The organism is Desulfobulbaceae bacterium, assembly GCA_015231515.1.
In the GTDB taxonomy this organism is placed as follows: Bacteria; Desulfobacterota; Desulfobulbia; order Desulfobulbales; family VMSU01; genus JADGBM01.
This window is the reverse complement of the sequence record JADGBM010000007.1, coordinates 25,669-46,647: the sequence shown is the minus strand read 5'-3', so window position 1 is coordinate 46,647 and position 20,979 is coordinate 25,669. Positions and strand designations below refer to the sequence as shown.

The window sequence follows — 20,979 nt, the reverse complement described above, 5'->3', positions numbered from 1 at the left end:
ACCGACCAGATGCCTTCACACAACTTTCTTGTAAAATTCAACGATTTTATCGACAACAAACTGTTGCATCTCAGCAGTTAACTCCGGGTATATAGGTAAAGCCAGGGTTTCTACCGACGCTTTTTCCGCTTCAGGAAACTCCGGAAATGGCAACCCCAGACCCTTCACACAGCCCTGTTGATGCATCGGAATGGGATAATAGATCTCAACACCAATCTGATTTTCTAGAAGAAAATTCAGCAGTTGATCTCTTTTTCTAACTCGAATAACAAACTGATTATAAATGTGGTGATCAGGTGGAGACTGTTCGCCTGCAGCCTGCTGCGCATATATTTCATTCGGTAAAACCACAGTGTCGGCAATACCCAGACCCGCCTGGGAAAAAAGAGTACGATAAAGCCGCGCGTTTTGTCGGCGCCCTTCATGCCAGCGAGGCAGATGAGGCAGCTTCACACTCAGGGCCACCGCCTGAATGGGGTCGAGCCGAAAATTACCCCCGACAACCTCATGATGATATTTGGGTTTACCGCCATGCACTCTGATGCGCTCAATTTTTTCGGCAAGAATATCATCTTGTAAGGTAATCATCCCTCCGTCACCAATGCCGCCGAGATTCTTACTGGGAAAAAACGAGAAACAACCAGCTGTGCCCATGCTTCCAGCACGCATCCAGACCGTTTTCCCGTCTACCACCATAGGAAACGTGGCGCCAATCGCCTGGGCAGCATCCTCGACAACAGGGATATCATGCTTTTGAGCAACTGCTAAAATCCTGTCCATTTGGGCGCATTGACCATAAAGGTGTACCGGCAAAATAAGCTTAATCTGGTTCTTGCCATGGGACTCCTCAACAATTCGTTCAACCTCATCAGGGTTGATATTAAACGACAAAGGATCAATATCGGCAAAAACCGGTACTGCTCCCAGTCGAATTATACACCCGACAGTGGCAATAAATGTATATGGTGTCGTCAATACACGGTCACCAGGGCCAATCCCAAGCCCCATTAAAGTAGCCAGCAAGGCATCGGTACCGCTAGAGACTCCAATAGCATGCCGAGTCTGGCAATAACGGGCTATCTCGCTCTCGAAAAGTGAGACCTTTTCCCCTAAAATATAGCCAGTGGAATCAATAATTTCTGTAACACCAGCGACAATTTCATCTCGCAAGGGCTGTAACTGCTCTTTTAAATCCAGTAAAGGAACTCTCATATATAAATTCGTAGTTGTTGGTTATAGGTTTTTTCCACTTTGATAATCTGTAATCACATGGCAGGAGTAGACTCAGACAGCCTCCTAGTGTCGCCAGTGTTCAACAGCCTCATCAAGAAAACTTCTGATATCAGGGACTTCTTCCTCAAAATACTTACGCATTTTCTTCAACAAATTAGCCTCTATCTGCCGCACACGCTCACGGGAGATGCCAAACTGATCGGCAATCGTCTGTAAAGTCATCTGCTCATCAGTGAGCAGACGTTCGGCCAGAATTGTCAGCTCCTTGGTATTCAACCGGCCTTTCAGCTGGCCGAGAACCATTGCTATGCGCTCCTTAATCTCTTCGTTGGCGACATTGTCTTCAACGGTTGGGCTCATATCCTGGATAAAATCTTTCTGCTGATCCTCTGAGTCATCGCGCAGCGGACTCTCAAGGGAAAGGTCGGAGCCATCCATCCTTTGGGTCATCTCAATAACTTCTTGCTCTTTAACATTCAAGCGCTCAGCCAGAAGCTTCGGTTCGGCCTTAAAGCCTTGAGATTCCAGTAGCTTTTTTTCCTTGTTCAGACTAAAAAACAGCTTGCGCTGTGCCTGGGTCGTACCAATTTTAACCAGGCGCCAGTTGTCCATTATAAATTTCAGAATATACGCTCTGATCCAATAGGCAGCATAATAAGAGAACTTAACCCCGCGATAGGGATCAAATTTCTTCACCGCCTGAACTAGGCCGACATTACCCTCTTGAATCAGGTCAAGAAAATTGGTCATCCAGTATTTCTGAAAATCCATGGCAACCTTTACCACAAGGCGCAAGTTTGCAGTAACCAGTGCATAAGCCGCCTCCTGATCGCCTTCTTCATGAAAACGCTTGGCCAGCTCATCAGTTTCTTCACGACTCAACAATTCATACTGACTGATCTCCTGGAGATATCGGTGGAGACCCGGTTGGGCAATTGCGGGAAGATTAGGATCTTCAGACAACGTTACTAACGGGTGAAGATTTTCACTTGCAATGTATTTTTCGGATGCGTTTTCTTTATCTTCCATATTTAAAATAGTTACCCAAAGCCTGCTGACTACAAAATAGTGTTTTTATCTGCCAATGTATGATACATATTGCCATACTAACAAGTGTGCGTATCATGCCTTATATCGATGAGAATTAAGAGCACTGATTATAAACACGATTACAAAAATATCTACACCAATCCCATATAAACTGTAAAAAAAACATTCCTTAACAGTAAAAAAAACTAAAAATCGGCCATTAAAAGCGTCTTACCGCATAATTACTATGAACAACATACGAAACTTCAGCATAATCGCCCATATCGACCACGGCAAATCCACTTTGGCTGACCGCATGATCCAGGAGTGCGGCATGGTATCCTCTCGAGAGTTCAAGGACCAGATGCTTGACACAATGGACATTGAGCGCGAGCGCGGCATAACCATTAAAAGCCAAACTATCTGTCTGCCGTATAAGGCCAAAGACGGTAAGGACTACATGCTGAATCTGGTTGACACACCTGGTCATGTTGATTTCAGTTATGAAGTTTCCCGGGCACTATCCTCCTGTGAGGGCGCCCTGCTCCTGGTTGACTCGTCCCAGGGAGTCGAAGCCCAGACCCTGGCCAACCTCTATCTGGCCATGGAAAACAACCTTGAAGTAATCCCCGTTCTTAACAAGATTGACCTCCCGGCTTCTGACCCTGAAAGTGTTTCCTTTCAGATCGAAGAGGATCTCGGCCTTGATGCTGAAAAGATCATCAAATGTTCTGCAAAAACAGGTCAAGGGGTTGACCAGATTCTTGAAGCCATCGTTAATCATTTACCGCCACCTGTGGGAGATCCAACTGCCCCACTGCAAGCGCTTATTTTCGACGCTAATTATGACGCATTCAGAGGGACAATTATCTCCTGCCGGATCGTACACGGAGAGGTAAAGACCGGAGATGTTGTCAAATTCATGTATACAGGCGCCGAACACAAAGTTGAAGAAGTCGGTTTTTTTCACTTAAAACGCACGCGCCAGAAAAAACTTTCCGCTGGACAGATTGGCTATATTATTGCCGGCGTCAAAACAGTCCGCGATACACGTCCTGGAGACACTATCACCAGCAGAGATAATCCCTGCGACAAGCCGCTACCAGGATTCAAGGAGATCCAGCAGGTGGTTTTCTCCTCCCTCTATCCAATCTCAACCGATGAGTACGAAAATCTAGTTACCGCAATGGATAAGCTTCAACTCAATGATGCCGCCTTGTCCTTCCAAAAGGACTCTTCCTCGGCCCTGGGTTTTGGCTTTCGCTGTGGCTTTCTTGGTCTACTGCACTTAGAGGTCGTCCAAGAACGCCTTGAGCGCGAATTTGACATTCCCTTAATTCTGACCGTGCCTACCGTTAGTTACCATTTTCATCTTAACGATAACAGCATGGTAGAAATCGACAATCCATCTTACTTTCCCGACCCTGCGCATATAGCAAGGACAGAAGAGCCGTACATCAAGGCCAGTATCTTGATTCCGGAACGATACATGGGGGTTGTCATGACCTTGTGCATGGATCGACGAGGAGAAAACACTAATTATCACTATCCCACCCCAGGTCGAATTGAATTCACCTGTGAACTACCCTTGGCCGAGGTAATCTACGATTTCTACGACAAGCTTAAATCCCTGACTCAGGGCTATGGCTCCTTTGACTACTCATTGATCGACTATCGCCCAAGCGATCTGGTCAAACTCGATATCTTAGTCAATGGTGAACGAGTTGATGCTTTATCTCAGTTAACACACCGGGATCGAGCCCGTGAACGAGGCCTGAATGCCTGCGAAAAGCTTAAAGAAGAGATCCCCAGACAGATGTTTAAAATTGCCATCCAGGCCGCAATTGGTGGAAACGTCATTGCACGTACAACAATTTCAGCCCTGCGCAAAGATGTTATAGCAAAATGTTACGGCGGTGATATCAGCCGCAAAAGAAAACTACTGGAAAAACAAAAGGCGGGTAAGAAACGAATGAAAACCGTGGGCAATGTGGATATACCACAAACCGCCTTTCTGGCCGTCCTCAAATCTGATCAGTAAGGAAAGCAGACCTGACGGTTTTCATTCTGTAGCCACCGGTTTACGTTGAGAGCACACATGACTTGCTGGCAGCCATGACGGCAACTTCCTGATCCGAAAGGGTTATACTGCCAGTTTTCAAAACATACACCAGACAATCGGCACAGACATCAAACTCGGCTCTGTAATCTTCGAGTTCTGCAACTATCTCCCAGCACTCTTTGTCAACCATCCCCCGGACAACACACGACTCATCATGGCAATTCATGATGTCCCAACATGCAAGATTTTTCATAAAGGCCCCCTCCTTCAGTTGAAATATTCACAGGTTCGTTAATCTGCCACTAACTCATAAAATTTGCAAGGCAAGAAATCAAATCTTCCTTCCCCTCACCTGTTTTGGCGCTGAACAACACCCTTTCCTCGGGACTGATACCAAGCCCTGCATCCAGGGAAGCGGCATGCTGATGTCGCTTGCCCCTCGGCACCTTATCAATTTTTGTGTATACTGGCAGATAGCCGACCCCGATTCCCTTCAACCAGGCAATCAGTTCTTGGTCAAGGGTCTTCAGGGGGTGGCGAATATCCAGAATGACCACGACACAACATAAGGACTCTCTGCTTTCAAGATATGAGGCAATAAGTTTATGCCACAGACCCTTTACATCTTTGGGAACCTTGGCGAAACCGTACCCGGGAAGGTCCACAAGATAAAGACTGTCCTGTACCGTAAAAAAGTTCAGGGCCTGAGTTTTCCCTGGCCGGGCACTCACCTTGACAAGTTTTTTGCGATTAACCAGTTTGTTGATTAAACTGGATTTACCAACATTGGAACGCCCAGCAAAGGCAATCTCCGGCAGGCTGGGTTCCGGCAGCTGTTTCAGGGCATGGGCGCTAATTAAAAACTCAACCTGCGAATAATCTACCATCCCCTACACAACCTTATTCAAGGAATATTCGACAATGCCTTCAGCTCCGGCCTTTAAGAGCCTAGGGATAATATCTCTGACCTCGTGTTCTGAAATAACAGTCTCGACAGAGCACCACTCTTTCTTATAGAGATGGGCAATTGTAGGGGCATTCATGCTGGGCAGTAATTTGATAACGTTATCAAGTTTTTCGTTGGCAACATTCATTTTCAGGCCAACTATATTGTCAGCCCGCAAAGCGCCTTGCAAAAGCATAGCAATATTTTCAATTTTCTCACGCCGCCATGGATCATTCCACGCCTTTTTGTTAACAATAAACTGCGTGTTCGATTGCAGCATTTCATGAATAATTTTTAGCCCATGAGCCCTGATTGTCGACTCTGTTTCGGTTACCTCAACGATAGCATCTGCAAGTTTTGAAACAACCTTGGCCTCTGTAGCCCCCCAGGAGAACTCAATGTCAACATTGATATTTCTTTCAGAAAAATATTTCTTTGAAAAATTCACCAGTTCTGTCGATATTTTTTTACCGTCAAGGTCCTCAATGGTTTGCATATCCGAATCCCCCGGCACAGCAACAACCCAACGAGTCGGTTTACGGCTCGCCTTCGAATAAACCAGATCAGCGACAACCACAACATCTGACTCATTTTCCAGTGTCCAGTCCATTCCAGTAATTCCAGCATCAAGGACACCGCTCTCCACGTAGCGCGACATCTCCTGTGGCCGACAAATGGAACACGACAGCTCAGGATCATCTATTTCGGGGAAATAATTTCGCGAAGACAACTTTATCTTCCAACCGGATTTCTCGAAAAGTTCAATAGTTGCCTTTTCCAGGCTTCCTTTAGGTATACCTATTTTCAACACATTCATTTTTTATAAACCTCCGCCGGGTCGAAAACCCTCTCCCCGGTAGTCTGAAAAACTCCATCTTCAACGCGCCTGAAAAAACAGCTTCGATACCCTTTATGACAGGCAGCACCACCTAATTGTTCGACCCTATAGATAACCGTATCCTCGTCACAGTCAACCAGAATCTCCTTAACAACCTGACAATGATTAGAAGACTCGCCCTTTAGCCACAGTTTGTTTCTCGAGCGACTCCAGAAATGAGCCTTGCCCGTCTCAACTGTTTTCTGCCAGGCCTCAGCATTGATATAGGCCATCATCAGAACTTCATTCGATTGATGATCCTGCACAATCGCAGGCAGCAAGCCCCCGCATTTTTCAAAATTTAATGTATCCATAACGTGAGATTAGTTGTATTTTCGTTAAATTGTAAAAAATTCGTAAGAGAAAAACGGATTCTATGCTAAATCACCTACCTGCTTTTTCGCGATTTTCTTTCGACATGAAATGAATCAAACAGGATGAGCGAAATTTGCAATATTCGTTTGGATGTTTGCAGAAGGCCAGCGACGAATTCATCTTTTCAGTATATTTCTCACAAAAGAGGTCCATTTTTTTTATCACAATATCCAGTTGAGTCTTTTATCCTTGTAAAAACTAGGTAAAATATGCTTATATTCAAATTTTGTCAAGCGCGACAAAACCTGACTATTTTTTCACTCAATTTAATTGGTTCAAACAAATATTTTTTTTGTGAAAATCAGATTAAATCGCTATTCTAAACTTGGCCCCAACATACTTATTCGAACAAACCATACATATACATACACATAGCAAATGAGCTCTATCGATTTAGCCAAAATCACTCTCAACAACACGAAGAATTTTCTCAAAGAGGGTAAAGAAGAAGTATATGCAATGCTTAAAGACCCAAAGGTGTCTGACTGGCAGCACATCAGTTTACAGAAAAACGCCTTTATTTTGAAAAGCATCGGGGCTTCTGTGCCGGAGATCACTAAGGCCTTAAAAGAGTACCCCAAAAAAGCCAAAGATATCTCAAAAAATATCAGCCTCTGGGACAATGAAGCCCGGAATCAATTAGCAGACCTTATTGGTTCTAAAGATTCCCAAAAAGCTCTTGAAAAAGCTCAGTTGCTTGAAGCGCAATCGGGTGAACTCGAAAACCTCAAATCAGAGTTGCAGCAACAGATCAGTGTTTTTTTTGAGACAAACCGACTCATCCGCGAAGCTCTCACACTACAAGCACTTGTGCCTATCGCTCAAGCCTGTCCAGACACGAAAGCAAATCTGTTTACTGTAGGCTTAGAAACCTTAAGTTTCATGACTGCCGAAATCGGCGGTGACCCAACACAAAAATGTGTCGACCAGCTCCTGCTCGAGGCCAACAAGCTTGAGGCACGCTTTACTCACATTGACATGCCTAAAGTTCCACGCCTGGCAGAGGAAGTTATTTTCCACCACATCTCCTTGGGCGTGACAACAACGAAAGAGATCACCACCTTTATTTCAGGTCTCAAGGAAAGACTTGCAGGCGAGATAAACGCTTTAGAGCGAATAAAAATTGCGTTAGGTGGACTCTACAACCTGGACAGCAAAGATATTCTGCCCGGTCTGCAGGTGCAGGCATCTGCCTTAGGGGCCCTGATAACCGGGTTATGCCAGAAGCGACAGCTTAAAGATAATACCGAAACCATCGCCGGCACTCTTGAGTATTTAAACGTCTACCAACTTGCCCTGAAAAACAAGCTCCTGCCTAGTATCTCCGAAGAAGTCGACATCCACAGTTCCAAACTTAACCCGACATCGTTGTCCGCCAAGAAAACAAAAGATTTTTTTGTTGGTGCCAAAGGTATAATTCGCTCTATAAAGCTGATGGTTACTTCGCTTAAAGGGCACGAATCAATCAACGAGATTGAACTGCAAGTCATCCTGGAAACCGCCATAACCAGATGCAGTGTTTTCTATGGTAAAAGCTCAAAGGATGTCAAAAAACTCCACGAATTCATTCATGGCCTGGTCGGAAACTTCAATCGACCCTTTCCCTATGATGACATATTTGAATTAACCAAGAGCACGATTGCTCAATATGGCACTGAAATAGAGCGTCACATGTACGATTACGCCCTTCCTTCAGAACTAATATCTTTGGCAACAATCTCTATGCCGAAGACCTTTGGCAGCCTATACAAAAAAATAGGCGAAAAGAAGACCGCCTTCAAAAAAGCGAATACAGGAAAATAACTATGAAAGCTGAACTTGGTGATACAGTCACCGTTGTCTACGACGGCATAACCGAAAATGGAGAGATTTTTGACTCATCAGAATCCTCTGGCCCCCTTGAACTTGTCCTTGGCGCCGGCAATGTCCTGCCAGGCTTTGAAGAAAATATCATTGGTCTGTCAACTGGGGAAAGTAAAGAGTTCAAACTATCGCCACGAGAAGCTCACGGACTGAGCAACCCGGAGCTTATCCACACCTTCAACAAGCAAGGCATCAAGGATCATGCCAAAATCAAGGTAGGAATGGTTCTGGGTTTAAATCTTGACCGTGATGGTCAGCAACAGCGGGTGCCGGCTACCGTTATCGCCGTTGACGAGACACAGATAACTGTCGACTTCAACCACCCAATGGCCGGACTTACCCTGACCTACAAGGTCACAGTTCAGTCAGTAGCCAAACAACAGGCCAATTAGTTGAGTTCGTCCTCAGCCGTTGGTAACTGTCTGCCACTGGCTCTCTGCTGAACGACATTGCCCTATGATGCCTGTCAAAACTATTCTGAGCATTGCCGGCTCAGACCCTTCCGGAGGGGCTGGCCTACAAGCCGATCTTAAAACATTTACTGTCCTTGGTGCCTATGGTGCTGCCGTACCAACCAATCTAACGGTACAAAACACCAGGGGCATTAAGGCCTCGCATCCAGTTGCGTCATTTATAGTTCGTGATCAAATTGATTGCGTTTTAAGCGATCTTAATGTCAGTCACATTAAGATCGGGATGATCGGTACGTTAGACATAGCAGAGGCCATTCTCTCATCACTTGAGTCCTTTGCTGGGGAGATTATTCTCGATCCAGTTCTGCGAGCCTCCGATGGCAGCAATCTGACAGACAGCATTCTGCCCATCACTCATCTTGCCGGAAAAGCAACTGTATTGACCCCCAACTTTGCCGAACTCTGCGCCCTGAGCGGCACCTGTCCAAACTCAACGGAGTCGCTTATTGCCGCCTGCCAGACAATTTTAAAATCCTTCCCCAGCCTTCGCTGTATCGTTGCCAAGGGTGGGCACACTCCAAACAATGAGGGCACGATAACGGATCATCTCGTTATCCAAAACAGATCGGGAGAAACTCTGCATTATGCACAGTCCCATCCGAGAGTTGAATCAAACAACACCCATGGAACAGGCTGCACTTACGCCTCTGCCTTTGCGGCCTACCACCAAAAATCCGGTGACTACCACCAGGCCTTTATGCAATCGTCCCGCTTTGTCTGGCAACTTCTCAAGGCCAGTGTCGCATTTAACACCGGCAATGGCAGGGGCGGGTTGGCCCACCATCTCTTTTTCAGGGGGGGGAACGATTACCCGGAGAGCTTCACATCATCCTGATCCGTCCGCAATCCGGACAAACCCAGGTAGGACCATTGGTCAACCCCCACTTGTTTTCTTGAAAACAGTTATCACATATTTGAAAGCCGCAGGGACAGTTCCAGCAAAAGGGCATCTCTTTTTTGCAACAATGGCAAACAAAGGCTTTTTTCCCCCGTCTTCTCTGGGAATATGAAAGTTTGGGCTCTGTCATAGATGTTTTATTTACAACGGCTTAGTTGATTCGCTGATTGATCAGCCCCGAAGATTTTAGATCTTTTCCGCTTTACCTTTTCCCTTTTACCCTTTACCATTCTCCCCGAATGCAGTGCCATCAATATTGACAAACTACTCAAAGAGTCTGCTTATGCTTCTCGCCATCGATATAGGAAACAGCCACACAGTAATCGGTCTTTTTGCCAATGGCAAGCTAACCAATAGCTGGAGAGTTCAAACTGACAAAAATGCCACCGCCGATGAAATATCTGCCTCCATCTTCAGCCTCTTCGCTCTGAGACAATGCCAAATCAGCAACGTAACCGGCCTGATTATATCAAGTGTTGTCCCGCAACTTAAAACCCCCTGGCTCGGTTTTACCAATAACCTGCAACTGTCGCCTGTATTTGTTGATAACACGACAGATACAGGCATCACAATTCGCCTGAATAACCCCAGTGAAGTCGGTGCGGACAGACTTGTCAATGCGGCGGCCGGCTTTAAAAAATATAACAGTGCGCTGATCATAATCGACTTTGGCACAGCAATTACCTTTGACTGTGTTTCTGAGAAGGCAGAATATCTCGGCGGAGCAATCACTCCTGGAATTGCTATTGCGCTGGAAGCCTTGGGTACTCGTACGGCAAAGCTGCCCCGGGTGGACATTAACGTTGCCCCTCCTCCACCAATTGGAACCTCGACAGTTTCAGCAATTCAATCGGGAATGCTCTATGGATATGGTGGTTTAATCGATGGCCTCGTCAATCGGCTAAAAACATCCTTCACCTCAACCCCACTAGTCCTGGCAACAGGAGGAATGGCTCAACTAATCGCACCCTATTCCGACACTATCGAGCAGATTGAACCGCTTCTCACCCTGGAAGGACTGCAGCTTATATATGACCGCATTCAAGGCAGTTAAACAAAAAATCAAACCTCCTGTTTTAAAAAAAGGCGATCGGGTTGGCATTGCAGCTCCCGCTGGACCAATTGACAGAGGAATGTTACTTAACGGCCTAAACATGCTTAAGGAGCTAGGGCTGGAGGTATCATACGCCGATGACATTGGTAACCACGAAAACTATCTGGCCGGCAGTGACGAAAGACGCCTCAAAGAGTTCCACCAGCTCTGGGCAGACCCCGAGGTAAAGGCCATAATTGCTGCCCGTGGTGGTTTCGGCTGTAGCCGCCTGATCGAGCATCTTGACTATGATCTCATTGCCGGAAACCCAAAAATCCTCATTGGTTTCTCCGATCTCACGATCATGCTAAATACCATTTTCGAAAAAACAGGCTTAATCACTTTTCACGGACCCATGCTCTCGACCATGGTACGAGATGGTAATGGCAGAGAGATTTTCAACCAGCTTGCAGGGCCAAGCCAGGAAGAGATCAAGGCCCGCCCTCTGGAAATTCTTCGGGATGGAAATGCGCAAGGAAACCTTCTGGGTGGGAACCTGACCTGCCTGCAAAATTTAACCGGAACTCAGTTTATGCCTGACGGGCAGGATGCCCTTTTGTTCATCGAGGATGTTAATGAGCCGGCCTACAAAATCGACCGTATCCTCACTCACCTGAAAATGATCGGGGTGCTTGATAAATTTTCAGGAATCATCCTCGGCCAGTTTCTTAACTCAGACCTTCAACAGCAAGATGATTGTGAATTGATCTGGGGGCGGGTTCTTGAGTTAACAGATACCATCCCGGTGTGGTCCGGATTTCCGGTTGGCCATGGAAAAAAGAATCTTCTCTTGCCTGTTGGGGGAGCAGCCCAGATGGATTCTAATTCAGGTGTTTTACGTTTTCTTGAAGCAAGCCGTACTGAATAGAGTGCAGGTCACGATTGGCACGTCGGTTTCCCTGCGCTAGGAGGTTGAGACAAGCATCCCGGCGACTTCCTGCTCCAGCTTTGTTGCCAGTTCCTGTTTGTCAGCACTCTTCAACCCCTTAGTTTCTATAGGATTGCCAAGCGTCAACTCCACATGCCCTGAGCGGGCTAGCAGCTTTCCTTTCGGCAAGACCTCATAGGTCCCTTTAATGGCAACAGGCACAATGGGAACTCCAGCCTTTATGGCAAGAACCATTGCCCCGCTCTTAAAGGAATGAAGTTTGCCGTCCTTACTGCGGGTGCCCTCCGGGAAAATCACCACTGAGGTACCTGCTGCCACCCGATTTGCGGCCTCGTTGAGGCTGACCAGGGCCTTGCGCCCACGCGACCGATCAACTGGGATATAACCGACCATACGCATGGCGGCGCCGAAAACTGGAATGTCAAACAACTCTTTTTTCGCCAGCCATCGAAAATCCATGGTCAGATACCCTTGCAAGGCAAAGATATCAAACTGGCTCAGATGATTTGCTGCAAAAATATAGGGTGTTTTCGGGTTAAGCTGCTGACCGCCCTTAACATTTACAGTGACACCGGCCAAAGACAGTATGATTCGTGCCCAATATCGTGGCAGTACCTGAATCTTTTCACCGGATACTCGGAAAAAAAACATGCCAACAATCGCCGAAAAACTTGTTAAAAATGTCAGAACTGGTGTAAGGATTAAGACAATTACTGAGCGAAAAGAGCTAATGATCTTCATGGATTTTTCATATAAAAAAAGGAATTGGTGTACTCCGCAGAGCAAGATAGGTTTCAAAGAATTATTGCTGTTGCATACCAGTTAGCACAACTTGAAGCACAAAACAACGGCAAAGGCAGCACCTGATACTTGAGTAACCTCCGGGGCACAATGCAGCATGGCACAAAAACAAAAAAACGACCCTTTCGGATCAATTCAGATATCACAAGAGTCTGAACTGCCCCCAGAGGTAGACACAACCCAAATAACCCCATCAACTTCGGCTCCCACTGCTCCTGACCAAAAGCGTCCTTTTTCCAGAAAAGCAGTGCTCCCCAAGAAAAAGAAACTAGGCTTTATCTCTATAACCAAAGCCTTGACGATTTCCACCATTTTCTGTCTGGGGCTTTATTTCCTTGGCGGATATTATCTTTTTCCGGCCCTTATTAAAACCTACGGCGCTACAAAGTTGAGCGAACTGTGTGGACGCGAAGTCACCTTTGGACGTGCCAGTTTTAACCCGCTTAACTTTCGGCTTGAGCTCGACAACAGTGTTGTCGGACCAGTTATCAATAACCCCGCCGATACAGTTGACCCGTTCATCACATTTTCACGCCTGACCCTTGTGATTGACCCTCGCTCTATTTTTTACAAAGGCATCATCTGCGAAGAGTTCCGCCTCCAGCAGCTTTTTGTTCATATCACAAAAGACACCGATGGCAGTACTAATATCAGTGCGTTATGGGACCAGATTTCAGCCAGTCTCGCAGAACAAGACAAAACAACTCTGGATTCAATCGTTTTCTCCCCAGCTGTCAAGTACCTGAAAAATAACTATTCACTAAACAACATATCGGTCAAGGACGCAGAAATTGTTTTTGCGGATGCCACGACCAGCAAAAAACATCACGTCACCAATCTTCAAATTACCCTGCCAACACTGGCAACTATCGATTACCAATCACCTCGACTTCAGCCTCACTTCTCGGCAATGATAAACGGCAGACCTGTATCTTTAGCAGACACACAAAATCAAAATCCTGATTCGTCGGTTATTCAGCTTGCCTTACATATGGGAAAAATCGACGTTATGCCCTACGCAAGCTACTTTCCTGCTGATTTTGGCAGTCGGATTCGAGGTGGGCTGGCGGACATAAAGATGCATCTTAGCTACGACCCACACTCTAAAAATGCAAAAGAGCAATTTAAAGTATCAGGCGAGCTCGACATCTCTGGTGCTATTTTCAATGAAACGCCTGAGGAAGTAACAGTGGATTCGATACTTCTAGAGGGTTCGTTTTTCCCGCTATCCCAAAACTTTTCAATTACAAAACTTATTTTCAGAAGACCTATCTTCACCCTGACATCATCAGCACAAAACGCTTTTACGTTCCCATTCCCTTTCAACCAGATAGAAAACGCATTGCTGGCACCTGAAAACACCAAACAACTTCCCCAGTTTGCAATCAGTAACGGCTCCATAACTTTTACAAACAGGGTAACAAAAGATACCGCACAGCGATGGGACAATATCGAGGTGCTTGCCTCGGTGCTAAATACTGTCAACGGGAACCGGCAAACGTCCAGTTTCTCAATATCCGCAGAGAAAGATCCTAAAACCACAGTCAACGCCCAATGGGTTGTCAGTTCAGAACAGCTTAGCAAAGGCCTTTTTGAGGCTAATGATCTTGACGTTAACGACTTACCAACACTGCCGGGCTGGTTCACTGGCTCTCTTATCTCAAAAGGAACGATTGAGCAGATCAAGTCCGGTTTTAGTTATGACCCTAAACCCGGCAAAAAAATATTTACACTTGAGAACATGCAGATCTGGGCCCGAGACATTCGGATTACCGACAACAAAACAGCTTTGGCGTCCTTGGGAGGCTGGCAAAGTGAGAATGGTTTTTTCAACAGTACAAGCTCACTGCTGCAGTTTGGTGCGGTATCAATAAAGAAGGCACAATTTTATCTGCATCCCCCTTCTGACAAAAAGGCTTGGCAGAATCTTATAACGGCACCACAGATCTACTGGAAAGATACGGCAACTGCCCATGTAAGCCTTTCATCATTAGAGGTCTCAGATTCAACAATCGTAATCAATGATATGAGCCAGACCTCTAAAGGGCATACGCTTGACAATTTCAACCTGTCTGTCCCACAGATTATTAAAGGCAGCCAAAATCAGTTTGTGGCACGCGCCACATCAAACAACACGCCGACAGAGGTTTCAGGCACCTTTTCAAGCAAACCTTTTTCGGCAAACGGCACCATAAAAGCTGAAAACCTCCCGGCTGATTTACTCAGCACAGTTTTTGTACCTGATCAACAGTTCAACTCTCGTGGCGCTGTGAGTCTAGAGGGTTCTTTTCTTCTCCCAAACCCCATATTTACTGGTTCACTCGACATTACAGACCTTTCATCTTCAAGCCCGTCATATTCCTTTAACGCGCAACAGGTTAGTACGGCCGGCATCACCATAAAGGCAGAGCCTCTTGCGCTGTCACTCGATCAAATTACGTTTAAAAAGCCACATCTTAGCTATACCCCAGGCCCCAAAAGTGCCCCACTGCTCTCAATATTTACGGCGCAACAGGATGCCAAGTCAGAAAACAACTTTCTGAACTTTGACTCCCTTTACCTTAAAGACGGTACTGTCTCTCTCAACAATGCCCTTTCAGACCCTCCCTCCCGAACTTTGATTGAAAATGTGAACGGGTCATTTTCCAGGCTTTCTGACACGAAGGAAAACAGCTTTTCGCTGGAAGGACTCCTCGATTCTGTAGCCCCAATATCCCTGACAGGCACCACTTTACTTTCAGCACCATCTAAAACGCTCCAGACTGCCTATCAGATTACGGGTTACCCCGCCCCGCAAAAGAACTCACTACTGACTCCTGTTATCGGTCACACCATCAAACAGGGCAGGTTTGATCTTACCGGCAAAATTCATCTGAGCCAGGAGGTCATCCAACACTCTCTGGATATCAAAATCTCCGGCCTTCAACTCGGACCCTCTATTGAGCCAGGCTTGATTACGATTAAAGGTAACACATGGAAAGACACGCCCTTCCTGCAAGCCCTCTTGCAAGACAAAGAGGACGGCATGACTCTGCCCTTTTCAACAACAGCTAAGCCCAACTCGAATTACAGCCTTGGTGATGACCTTATTAATGAGTTCCAGAAACTTCTGCTCAAGGCCCATGTTTCGCCCTTTTCTTTACTTGATTCTCAAAATCAGAGCGGTTTAATCTCACCGTCTCTCTTTTTTAATTTCGGCGCCCAAAATATCTCCCCTGCCTACCAGGAACTCCTCAACCAGTGGGTGGCCATCCTGAACTCCCGCCCTCTTCTGGAAATCACTGTAACCGGGCACTCCGACTCCCACTCCGACAGAAAGGCTCTTATTGATGAGAAAATTGCCGAGATTGACAAAAGACAGCGCCGGCATGAGGCGAAACTATCTCAAGCCCTTTCGACCTCCTACGGAAAAGAGGTCATCGACCAACCTTTCAGTTCCGACTATGCTGCAAAAAAGGCTGTGTATGATGACGAGAAGAAGAAACTCATTGTTTCTGACAAGGACCTTCTTGAACTCGCTCAACAACGAATTGATGAAGTGATTGCTTATTTCAGATCTAAAGGCGTTGCCGAAAATCAGTTTAAGGCCGGAAAGGCCCAGATAATCGACTCCCTAAACATGGGAAGGGATGGCAACCGAACGGATTTCACTCTGGGATTAAGACAGAAATAGCAGCAGCATTAAGCCGCCGTTTCTGAAACACAAAAAAACCTGGCTACTTTTCAGGGAGTTTTCTGGCATCCATTCCCTCCCTGTAACCTTTGGTATAGGATTTACGCAGGACAGGGTTGTTCATCACATCACCGGGCAGAAAAAAATCTTTACCCAGTTGCCCCTCCTTCAGCCCCAACTGATAGTACGAATCCACCGTGCCAATCTCCGTTTGGCTTCCATATTTCACGGAAGTCATGCAGTTTCTCAAAATCATTAATATGAGCACTGACATAACTACCCAGGCAGCTATCCAGCCTATCTTCGTGTAGAGAGGGACGGGTTTTGCATTTCGGTGAGACTCTTGTTGCACGTAATATCCTCCACATTTTCATATCCACACAAGAAAAAATGAATACCAATTCATTTTTTCTTGCATTTTTTTGGCAAGTTGCATTAAGTGTAATAGTTTTTTTTTGAGGAAAGGGCAAGGGCTCTTAAATGGGGTCAATCATTTTACAATTAAGTCCATGAGGTATTTGCCCGACAAAGCATTGTGATTTACGACTTTATATTTTCCATAACCTTTTTCAACTTACCACGGAGGCATTACTGATGATCAAGAATGTACCAAAACATTTAGGAGCTGGGGCGATTATTCGCTTCATGCTGCTGGCCCTATTTATATCATGGAGTAACGCATACGCCTTAACCAATGAGGATTGCATTGGTTGTCACACTGACGTTGAGCTGACTACCGAAAAAAATGGGAAAACTATAAGCCTGTATGTCGACATAGATACCTATAAAGATACGGTACATGCTGAAAACGGCTGCGTCTCCTGTCATGTTGATGCGGATGTTGAGGGAGAGGAACACCCATTCCCCCTGTCGCCGGTGAATTGTAATGATTGTCACGATGCAATCGGTGAAACATACATGCAAAGCGCCCATGGCGAAGCGGCCATTGAAAAAAATGATGCAATGGCTCCCAAGTGCCAGGACTGCCACACAAAACACGGCATCCTTTCACCAAAAGATCGGCGTTCCACAACCTACCCGATGAATATTCCCTTTACCTGTGGCCGCTGTCACCGTGAAGGTTCTGATATGACCTCCACACATGACCTGAGCGAACACAACATTGTTCAAAACTACTCAATGTCGATTCATGGCAAAGGCCTCTTCGAAGATGGCCTGATCGTCACAGCGGTGTGCTCAAGCTGTCATACTGGACACAATGTTCAGAAGGCATCCTCACCAAACTCAAGTGTTAATCGTGACAATATCACTGAAACCTGTAAAGGGTGCCATGTTGGAATTGCTGAGAAATTTCAAGATTCAGTGCACAGCCCAACAGTTACAAAAACAGATAAGAAATTACCTGTTTGTATTGACTGCCATAATGCACACACCATCTCACGCGTCACCAATAAAGATTTTCGCCTGCTTATAGCTGAGCAGTGCAACAACTGCCATGCCCATGAAACAGAGACATACTTTCAAACCTATCACGGCAGGGCATCCATGCTTTGGGGAGGAGAACAAACGGCGAAATGCTCTGATTGTCATGGTTCCCATGACATCCTTCCCATTCAAAACCCGGCCTCAAAAATCAATACTGCCAATATTGTACAGACCTGTTCAGTGTGCCATCCAAAGGCGAACCAAAGCTTTACTACTTATTTGCCCCATGCTACCCACTCTGTTCACGACAAAGAAAAATACCCGTATCTTTTTTACACTTTCTGGGCCATGACCGGTTTGCTTGTCGGTACATTCAGCTTCTTTGGACTTCATACGATTTTATGGATACCACGTTCCATTGTTGAACGTATCAAACTAATGGCTAAGGGGCATTAAATCTGTACTAGCACTGATGTTGTTGTCTTCAGTGCCTGAAGTTTTCAGAGAAATTGAGTTGTTAGCTACGAATTAACGGAAAAAGTTGCTATTCAGCTCGGCAGAATGCACAAAAATTATATTTAAATAAAACTTTATAGAGGATAGACATGGCGAAAGCACCAACACTTTGGATTGAGAGGTTCTCTGTCTTTCAGAGATTTATTCACTTACTTATTATTCTCAGTTTTCTCACGTTAGCTGTCACCGGAATGGCGCTTAAATTTGCCATTGAAGGCTGGGCCCAATGGATCGCATACAGCTTTGGAGGCTTTGCGGTACTGGGCGCCTTACATAGATTTTGTGCCGTTATTACGTTTTTCTACTTTTTCCTGACCCTGATTCTGCTGTTCACTAAATGGCAAGAGTCCAAAAAATCGCTAATAGCATTTATTTTTGACCCGGAAGGCCTTATACCAAACCTGAATGACCTTAAGGAGATGATCGGAACCATCAAATGGTTTTTTGGGGGCAAACGCCCCTATTATGGACGTTGGATATACTGGGAAAAGTTCGACTTCATGGCGGTCTTTTGGGGTATTGCAGTTATTGGTGGTTCAGGACTTGCTCTTTGGTTCCCTGTTCAATTCTCAAAATTTTTCCCAGGATACTGGCTCAATATCGCCACCATAATCCACAGTGACGAGGCCCTGCTTGCCTCCGGCTTTATATTTACCATACACTTTTATAATACTCATTTGCGTCCTGAGAAATTCCCTCTTGATCCGGTAATATTTATAGGATCATTCCCTCTGGAAGAGCTTAAGCATGAGCGCCCTCGTGAGTATGATCAACTCGTTGAAAGCGGTGAGCTTGACAAACTGACCACCCGCAGGGCTCCTGAAGGCTGGCTGCGCCGCCTTTCTACGGTGTTTGGACTCTTTGTTGTGACCACCGGTTCTGTATTAGTGGTCTTTATCATTGTTACCATGTTCAAATATATTCTGAGTGGTGCCCACTAAACCATTGTCAGAAATAAACTAGCATCGGCAGTACATAAAAAAAGTCCCGAGGAGTATCTTCCTCGGGACTTTTTTTTATGCTGGTATTGCGGGTGATATATCAATTTGCCGCTGCAAATTCACCGTATTTTTTATCTTCATTAAGTATATGGTTGACCAACCAGCTCCGTAAAATTTTCATAATATCGGTATTAAGCACAACATCTCCATTTTTGATATCATCAACATAGTTCTCAACCATGCCTTCAAAGGCTCGATGAATCTGCGCGTGCCTCTCTTTATCCGGATAACCAATTGTCTGCATATACTCTTCCTCAAAAGAGAAATGCTTCACAGCATAATCCCTCATTGCTTTAAGGGTCGACATCGTCGCCCCGCGGACATCGTTACTGTTACCGCTGATCAACAACTCATGCAGATCATTGTGAATATCGATCCAATTCTGGTGCTGAACATCAATATCTCGAAACCCTACGCTATAATCTTTATTCCACTCAATTCGCGGCATATCACGCTCCTTTCATTCAATCTTCCCCTCCCGGGGCCAAACTGTAACAATCTTCAATCTGATCGATATAAAAAAACCAAACTGGGTCAAAACCGGCTAGGCAAGGCTGGAAGAATGAGAATTAATGTATGATTCTATCTGGTTTTTGTGAAGATCCGAAATCCCGACAAACTCCAGACTTCGCCTTACCATCTTAATCAAATTATAAGGGGATTCGTTGACGACCAAACGCTCAACTACCGTACGACAGGGAATTTTTTCCAGGAAGAAACTCTGCTGACCATCGAGTATGTCAACACTATCACTTTCCGGACTGGGCCGGTCGCTATCAAGATAAATAAATGAAAGCCCACCCACGCTGATATCGCTTATATGACCGGGGCTTTCGCCAAAAACCGCGATAGCACTGTCTCCAAGCTTATAACGAACATTTCTCCTTCGTTCTTGTGTATGTTTCATGCCCCACACCCTTTTGTCGTTTAGTAAAGCCGAAAATAGTTAAGAACTCTCTCTCCATTAAAAGTGTAGGCTTAATCCTTACACGGTGTCAAATAAAAATTACGGGGGCAGAATATCGAATGCGATTGGTATATTTACCATGAAAAAACTGTCACACCCAAGACAGTCTAAATTTCTTAATAAAATCAACTGGATTATATGATAACTTGGCTTTTCGCAGCCCTTCATTGCCTAAATCCTGTTCTCGATTGACGATATCAAAACCTTTTTGCGCCGCAAGAAACTCTCGATTGATTGCCTGATAAAGACCTTTGTAACCGTTCAAAGCTTTCTCAAAATGTATTACCAGCATCTTCGGTGAAAGCTGCTCGGCTACTGTAAAAGCCACGACACTGCCGTCAATCTCAATAGCTCCACCAAAAAGAGTCAACTCGTCAAACGATTTGAGCACCTTGGTGATCACTCGATTCTCTGCAGCCAAACCGGCTGAAGCCTCACAGTTTCGCCAGGCACACCAATCATACTGCATAAATAAGGCCCTTTTAATCAAACCCTGATCAAGGGGAACATATCTCCAGGAGTTCTTTTGAAACTGGTGCAGAAGATTTTTTTTATCATGAAACTGCTTACCCTTGAGACGAACGAGCTCTTTGACAGAATAGAGATAATCCCAATGATCCCGTTGTTCAATAGATGACATCGAACAATTTAAATCGACAATACGAGCACTTAGTTCTTCCGGAACTCGAACAAAATCAATTTTTTCATTTAACGAAGAGAGGCGGCCATTCCAATCAATTTTATGCCAGTCACCTACTGGCGCCCAGTAAAACGGTTCAGGACTTTGCTGGCGTATCCAGACAAGATCACTCTCCCAGGCCCAGGTAAGCTCATACTCATCACACCAGTGGTCTGGGGCCTGAATTGATTTCAGCTTTAAAAAATCTTTCTGTTCAT

At 45.4% G+C, this 20,979-nt stretch carries 20 protein-coding genes; 9 read left to right on the top strand and 11 right to left on the bottom strand.

Features of this window, described 5'->3' with window-relative positions:
* Positions 1-15 precede the first annotated feature (15 nt).
* Positions 16-1,212, bottom strand: a complete 1,197-nt coding sequence (locus HQK80_02470) for a DegT/DnrJ/EryC1/StrS family aminotransferase (protein MBF0221084.1) — start codon at positions 1,210-1,212, stop codon at positions 16-18.
* An 84-nt stretch (positions 1,213-1,296) separates the two neighbouring features.
* Positions 1,297-2,262: an RNA polymerase factor sigma-32 gene (locus tag HQK80_02465; protein MBF0221083.1), complete on the bottom strand. Its 966-nt coding sequence runs from the start codon at positions 2,260-2,262 to the stop codon at positions 1,297-1,299.
* Positions 2,263-2,509: 247 nt separating this feature from the next.
* Between HQK80_02465 and lepA the strand changes: the two genes are divergently transcribed.
* The gene (gene lepA, locus HQK80_02460; protein MBF0221082.1) at positions 2,510-4,303 is read left to right on the top strand and encodes an elongation factor 4; all 1,794 of its coding nucleotides are present in this window, start codon (positions 2,510-2,512) and stop codon (positions 4,301-4,303) included.
* A gap of 40 nt (positions 4,304-4,343) precedes the next feature.
* Here the strand turns inward: lepA and HQK80_02455 are convergent, their stop codons facing one another.
* From HQK80_02455 to hisI, 4 genes are read right to left on the bottom strand one after another with little or no spacing between them, the layout of a single operon-like run.
* Complete coding sequence (locus tag HQK80_02455) at positions 4,344-4,577, bottom strand: hypothetical protein (protein MBF0221081.1); 234 nt, start codon at positions 4,575-4,577, stop codon at positions 4,344-4,346.
* A 49-nt stretch (positions 4,578-4,626) separates the two neighbouring features.
* Positions 4,627-5,211, bottom strand: a complete 585-nt coding sequence (locus tag HQK80_02450; protein MBF0221080.1) for a YihA family ribosome biogenesis GTP-binding protein — start codon at positions 5,209-5,211, stop codon at positions 4,627-4,629.
* A gap of 3 nt (positions 5,212-5,214) precedes the next feature.
* Positions 5,215-6,087: an ATP phosphoribosyltransferase gene (locus HQK80_02445; protein MBF0221079.1), complete on the bottom strand. Its 873-nt coding sequence runs from the start codon at positions 6,085-6,087 to the stop codon at positions 5,215-5,217.
* Positions 6,084-6,461, bottom strand: a complete 378-nt coding sequence (hisI, locus tag HQK80_02440; protein MBF0221078.1) for a phosphoribosyl-AMP cyclohydrolase — start codon at positions 6,459-6,461, stop codon at positions 6,084-6,086. The genes HQK80_02445 and hisI overlap by 4 nt, the downstream gene beginning before the upstream one ends.
* Before the next feature lie 439 nt (positions 6,462-6,900).
* Here hisI and HQK80_02435 point away from each other — a divergent pair, with 439 nt between their 5' ends.
* From HQK80_02435 to HQK80_02415, 5 genes are all read left to right on the top strand, one after another.
* The gene (locus tag HQK80_02435; GenBank protein MBF0221077.1) at positions 6,901-8,325 is read left to right on the top strand and encodes a hypothetical protein; all 1,425 of its coding nucleotides are present in this window, start codon (positions 6,901-6,903) and stop codon (positions 8,323-8,325) included.
* Between the two features lie 2 nt (positions 8,326-8,327).
* Complete coding sequence (locus tag HQK80_02430; GenBank protein ID MBF0221076.1) at positions 8,328-8,777, top strand: peptidylprolyl isomerase; 450 nt, start codon at positions 8,328-8,330, stop codon at positions 8,775-8,777.
* A gap of 64 nt (positions 8,778-8,841) precedes the next feature.
* Positions 8,842-9,693, top strand: a complete 852-nt coding sequence (locus HQK80_02425) for a hydroxymethylpyrimidine/phosphomethylpyrimidine kinase (protein ID MBF0221075.1) — start codon at positions 8,842-8,844, stop codon at positions 9,691-9,693.
* Between the two features lie 346 nt (positions 9,694-10,039).
* Positions 10,040-10,810: a type III pantothenate kinase gene (locus HQK80_02420; GenBank protein ID MBF0221074.1), complete on the top strand. Its 771-nt coding sequence runs from the start codon at positions 10,040-10,042 to the stop codon at positions 10,808-10,810.
* The gene (locus HQK80_02415; protein ID MBF0221073.1) at positions 10,788-11,717 is read left to right on the top strand and encodes an LD-carboxypeptidase; all 930 of its coding nucleotides are present in this window, start codon (positions 10,788-10,790) and stop codon (positions 11,715-11,717) included. The genes HQK80_02420 and HQK80_02415 overlap by 23 nt, the downstream gene beginning before the upstream one ends.
* Before the next feature lie 36 nt (positions 11,718-11,753).
* On the opposite strand, the gene HQK80_02410 is transcribed toward HQK80_02415, so the two are convergent.
* Entirely contained in the window at positions 11,754-12,479 is a 726-nt protein-coding gene (locus HQK80_02410) for a 1-acyl-sn-glycerol-3-phosphate acyltransferase (GenBank protein ID MBF0221072.1), read from the bottom strand.
* Positions 12,480-12,636: 157 nt separating this feature from the next.
* Here HQK80_02410 and HQK80_02405 point away from each other — a divergent pair, with 157 nt between their 5' ends.
* A complete protein-coding gene (locus HQK80_02405; protein MBF0221071.1) occupies positions 12,637-16,212 on the top strand; it encodes a DUF748 domain-containing protein in 3,576 nt (1,191 codons plus the stop codon).
* A gap of 43 nt (positions 16,213-16,255) precedes the next feature.
* On the opposite strand, the gene HQK80_02400 is transcribed toward HQK80_02405, so the two are convergent.
* Positions 16,256-16,564, bottom strand: a complete 309-nt coding sequence (locus tag HQK80_02400; protein MBF0221070.1) for a hypothetical protein — start codon at positions 16,562-16,564, stop codon at positions 16,256-16,258.
* A 242-nt stretch (positions 16,565-16,806) separates the two neighbouring features.
* On the opposite strand from HQK80_02400, the gene HQK80_02395 reads away from it, so the two are divergent.
* Together HQK80_02395 and HQK80_02390 are read left to right on the top strand one after the other, a co-directional pair.
* Positions 16,807-18,054 (top strand): hypothetical protein, encoded by a 1,248-nt coding sequence (locus HQK80_02395; GenBank protein ID MBF0221069.1) that lies wholly within the window; start codon positions 16,807-16,809, stop codon positions 18,052-18,054.
* A 149-nt stretch (positions 18,055-18,203) separates the two neighbouring features.
* Positions 18,204-19,055: a hypothetical protein gene (locus tag HQK80_02390; protein MBF0221068.1), complete on the top strand. Its 852-nt coding sequence runs from the start codon at positions 18,204-18,206 to the stop codon at positions 19,053-19,055.
* 100 nt (positions 19,056-19,155) lie between these two features.
* Here HQK80_02390 and HQK80_02385 read toward each other — a convergent pair whose 3' ends face one another.
* The 3 genes from HQK80_02385 to HQK80_02375 all read right to left on the bottom strand — a co-directional run.
* Positions 19,156-19,563 carry a hemerythrin family protein gene (locus HQK80_02385; GenBank protein ID MBF0221067.1) on the bottom strand — a complete coding sequence of 136 codons (408 nt, stop codon included), beginning with the start codon at positions 19,561-19,563 and terminating at the stop codon, positions 19,156-19,158.
* A gap of 96 nt (positions 19,564-19,659) precedes the next feature.
* Positions 19,660-20,022 (bottom strand): PilZ domain-containing protein, encoded by a 363-nt coding sequence (locus HQK80_02380; GenBank protein ID MBF0221066.1) that lies wholly within the window; start codon positions 20,020-20,022, stop codon positions 19,660-19,662.
* Positions 20,023-20,173: 151 nt separating this feature from the next.
* Positions 20,174-20,979 (bottom strand): DUF2156 domain-containing protein (locus tag HQK80_02375; protein MBF0221065.1); only part of this gene is annotated, 806 nt, incomplete at its 5' end.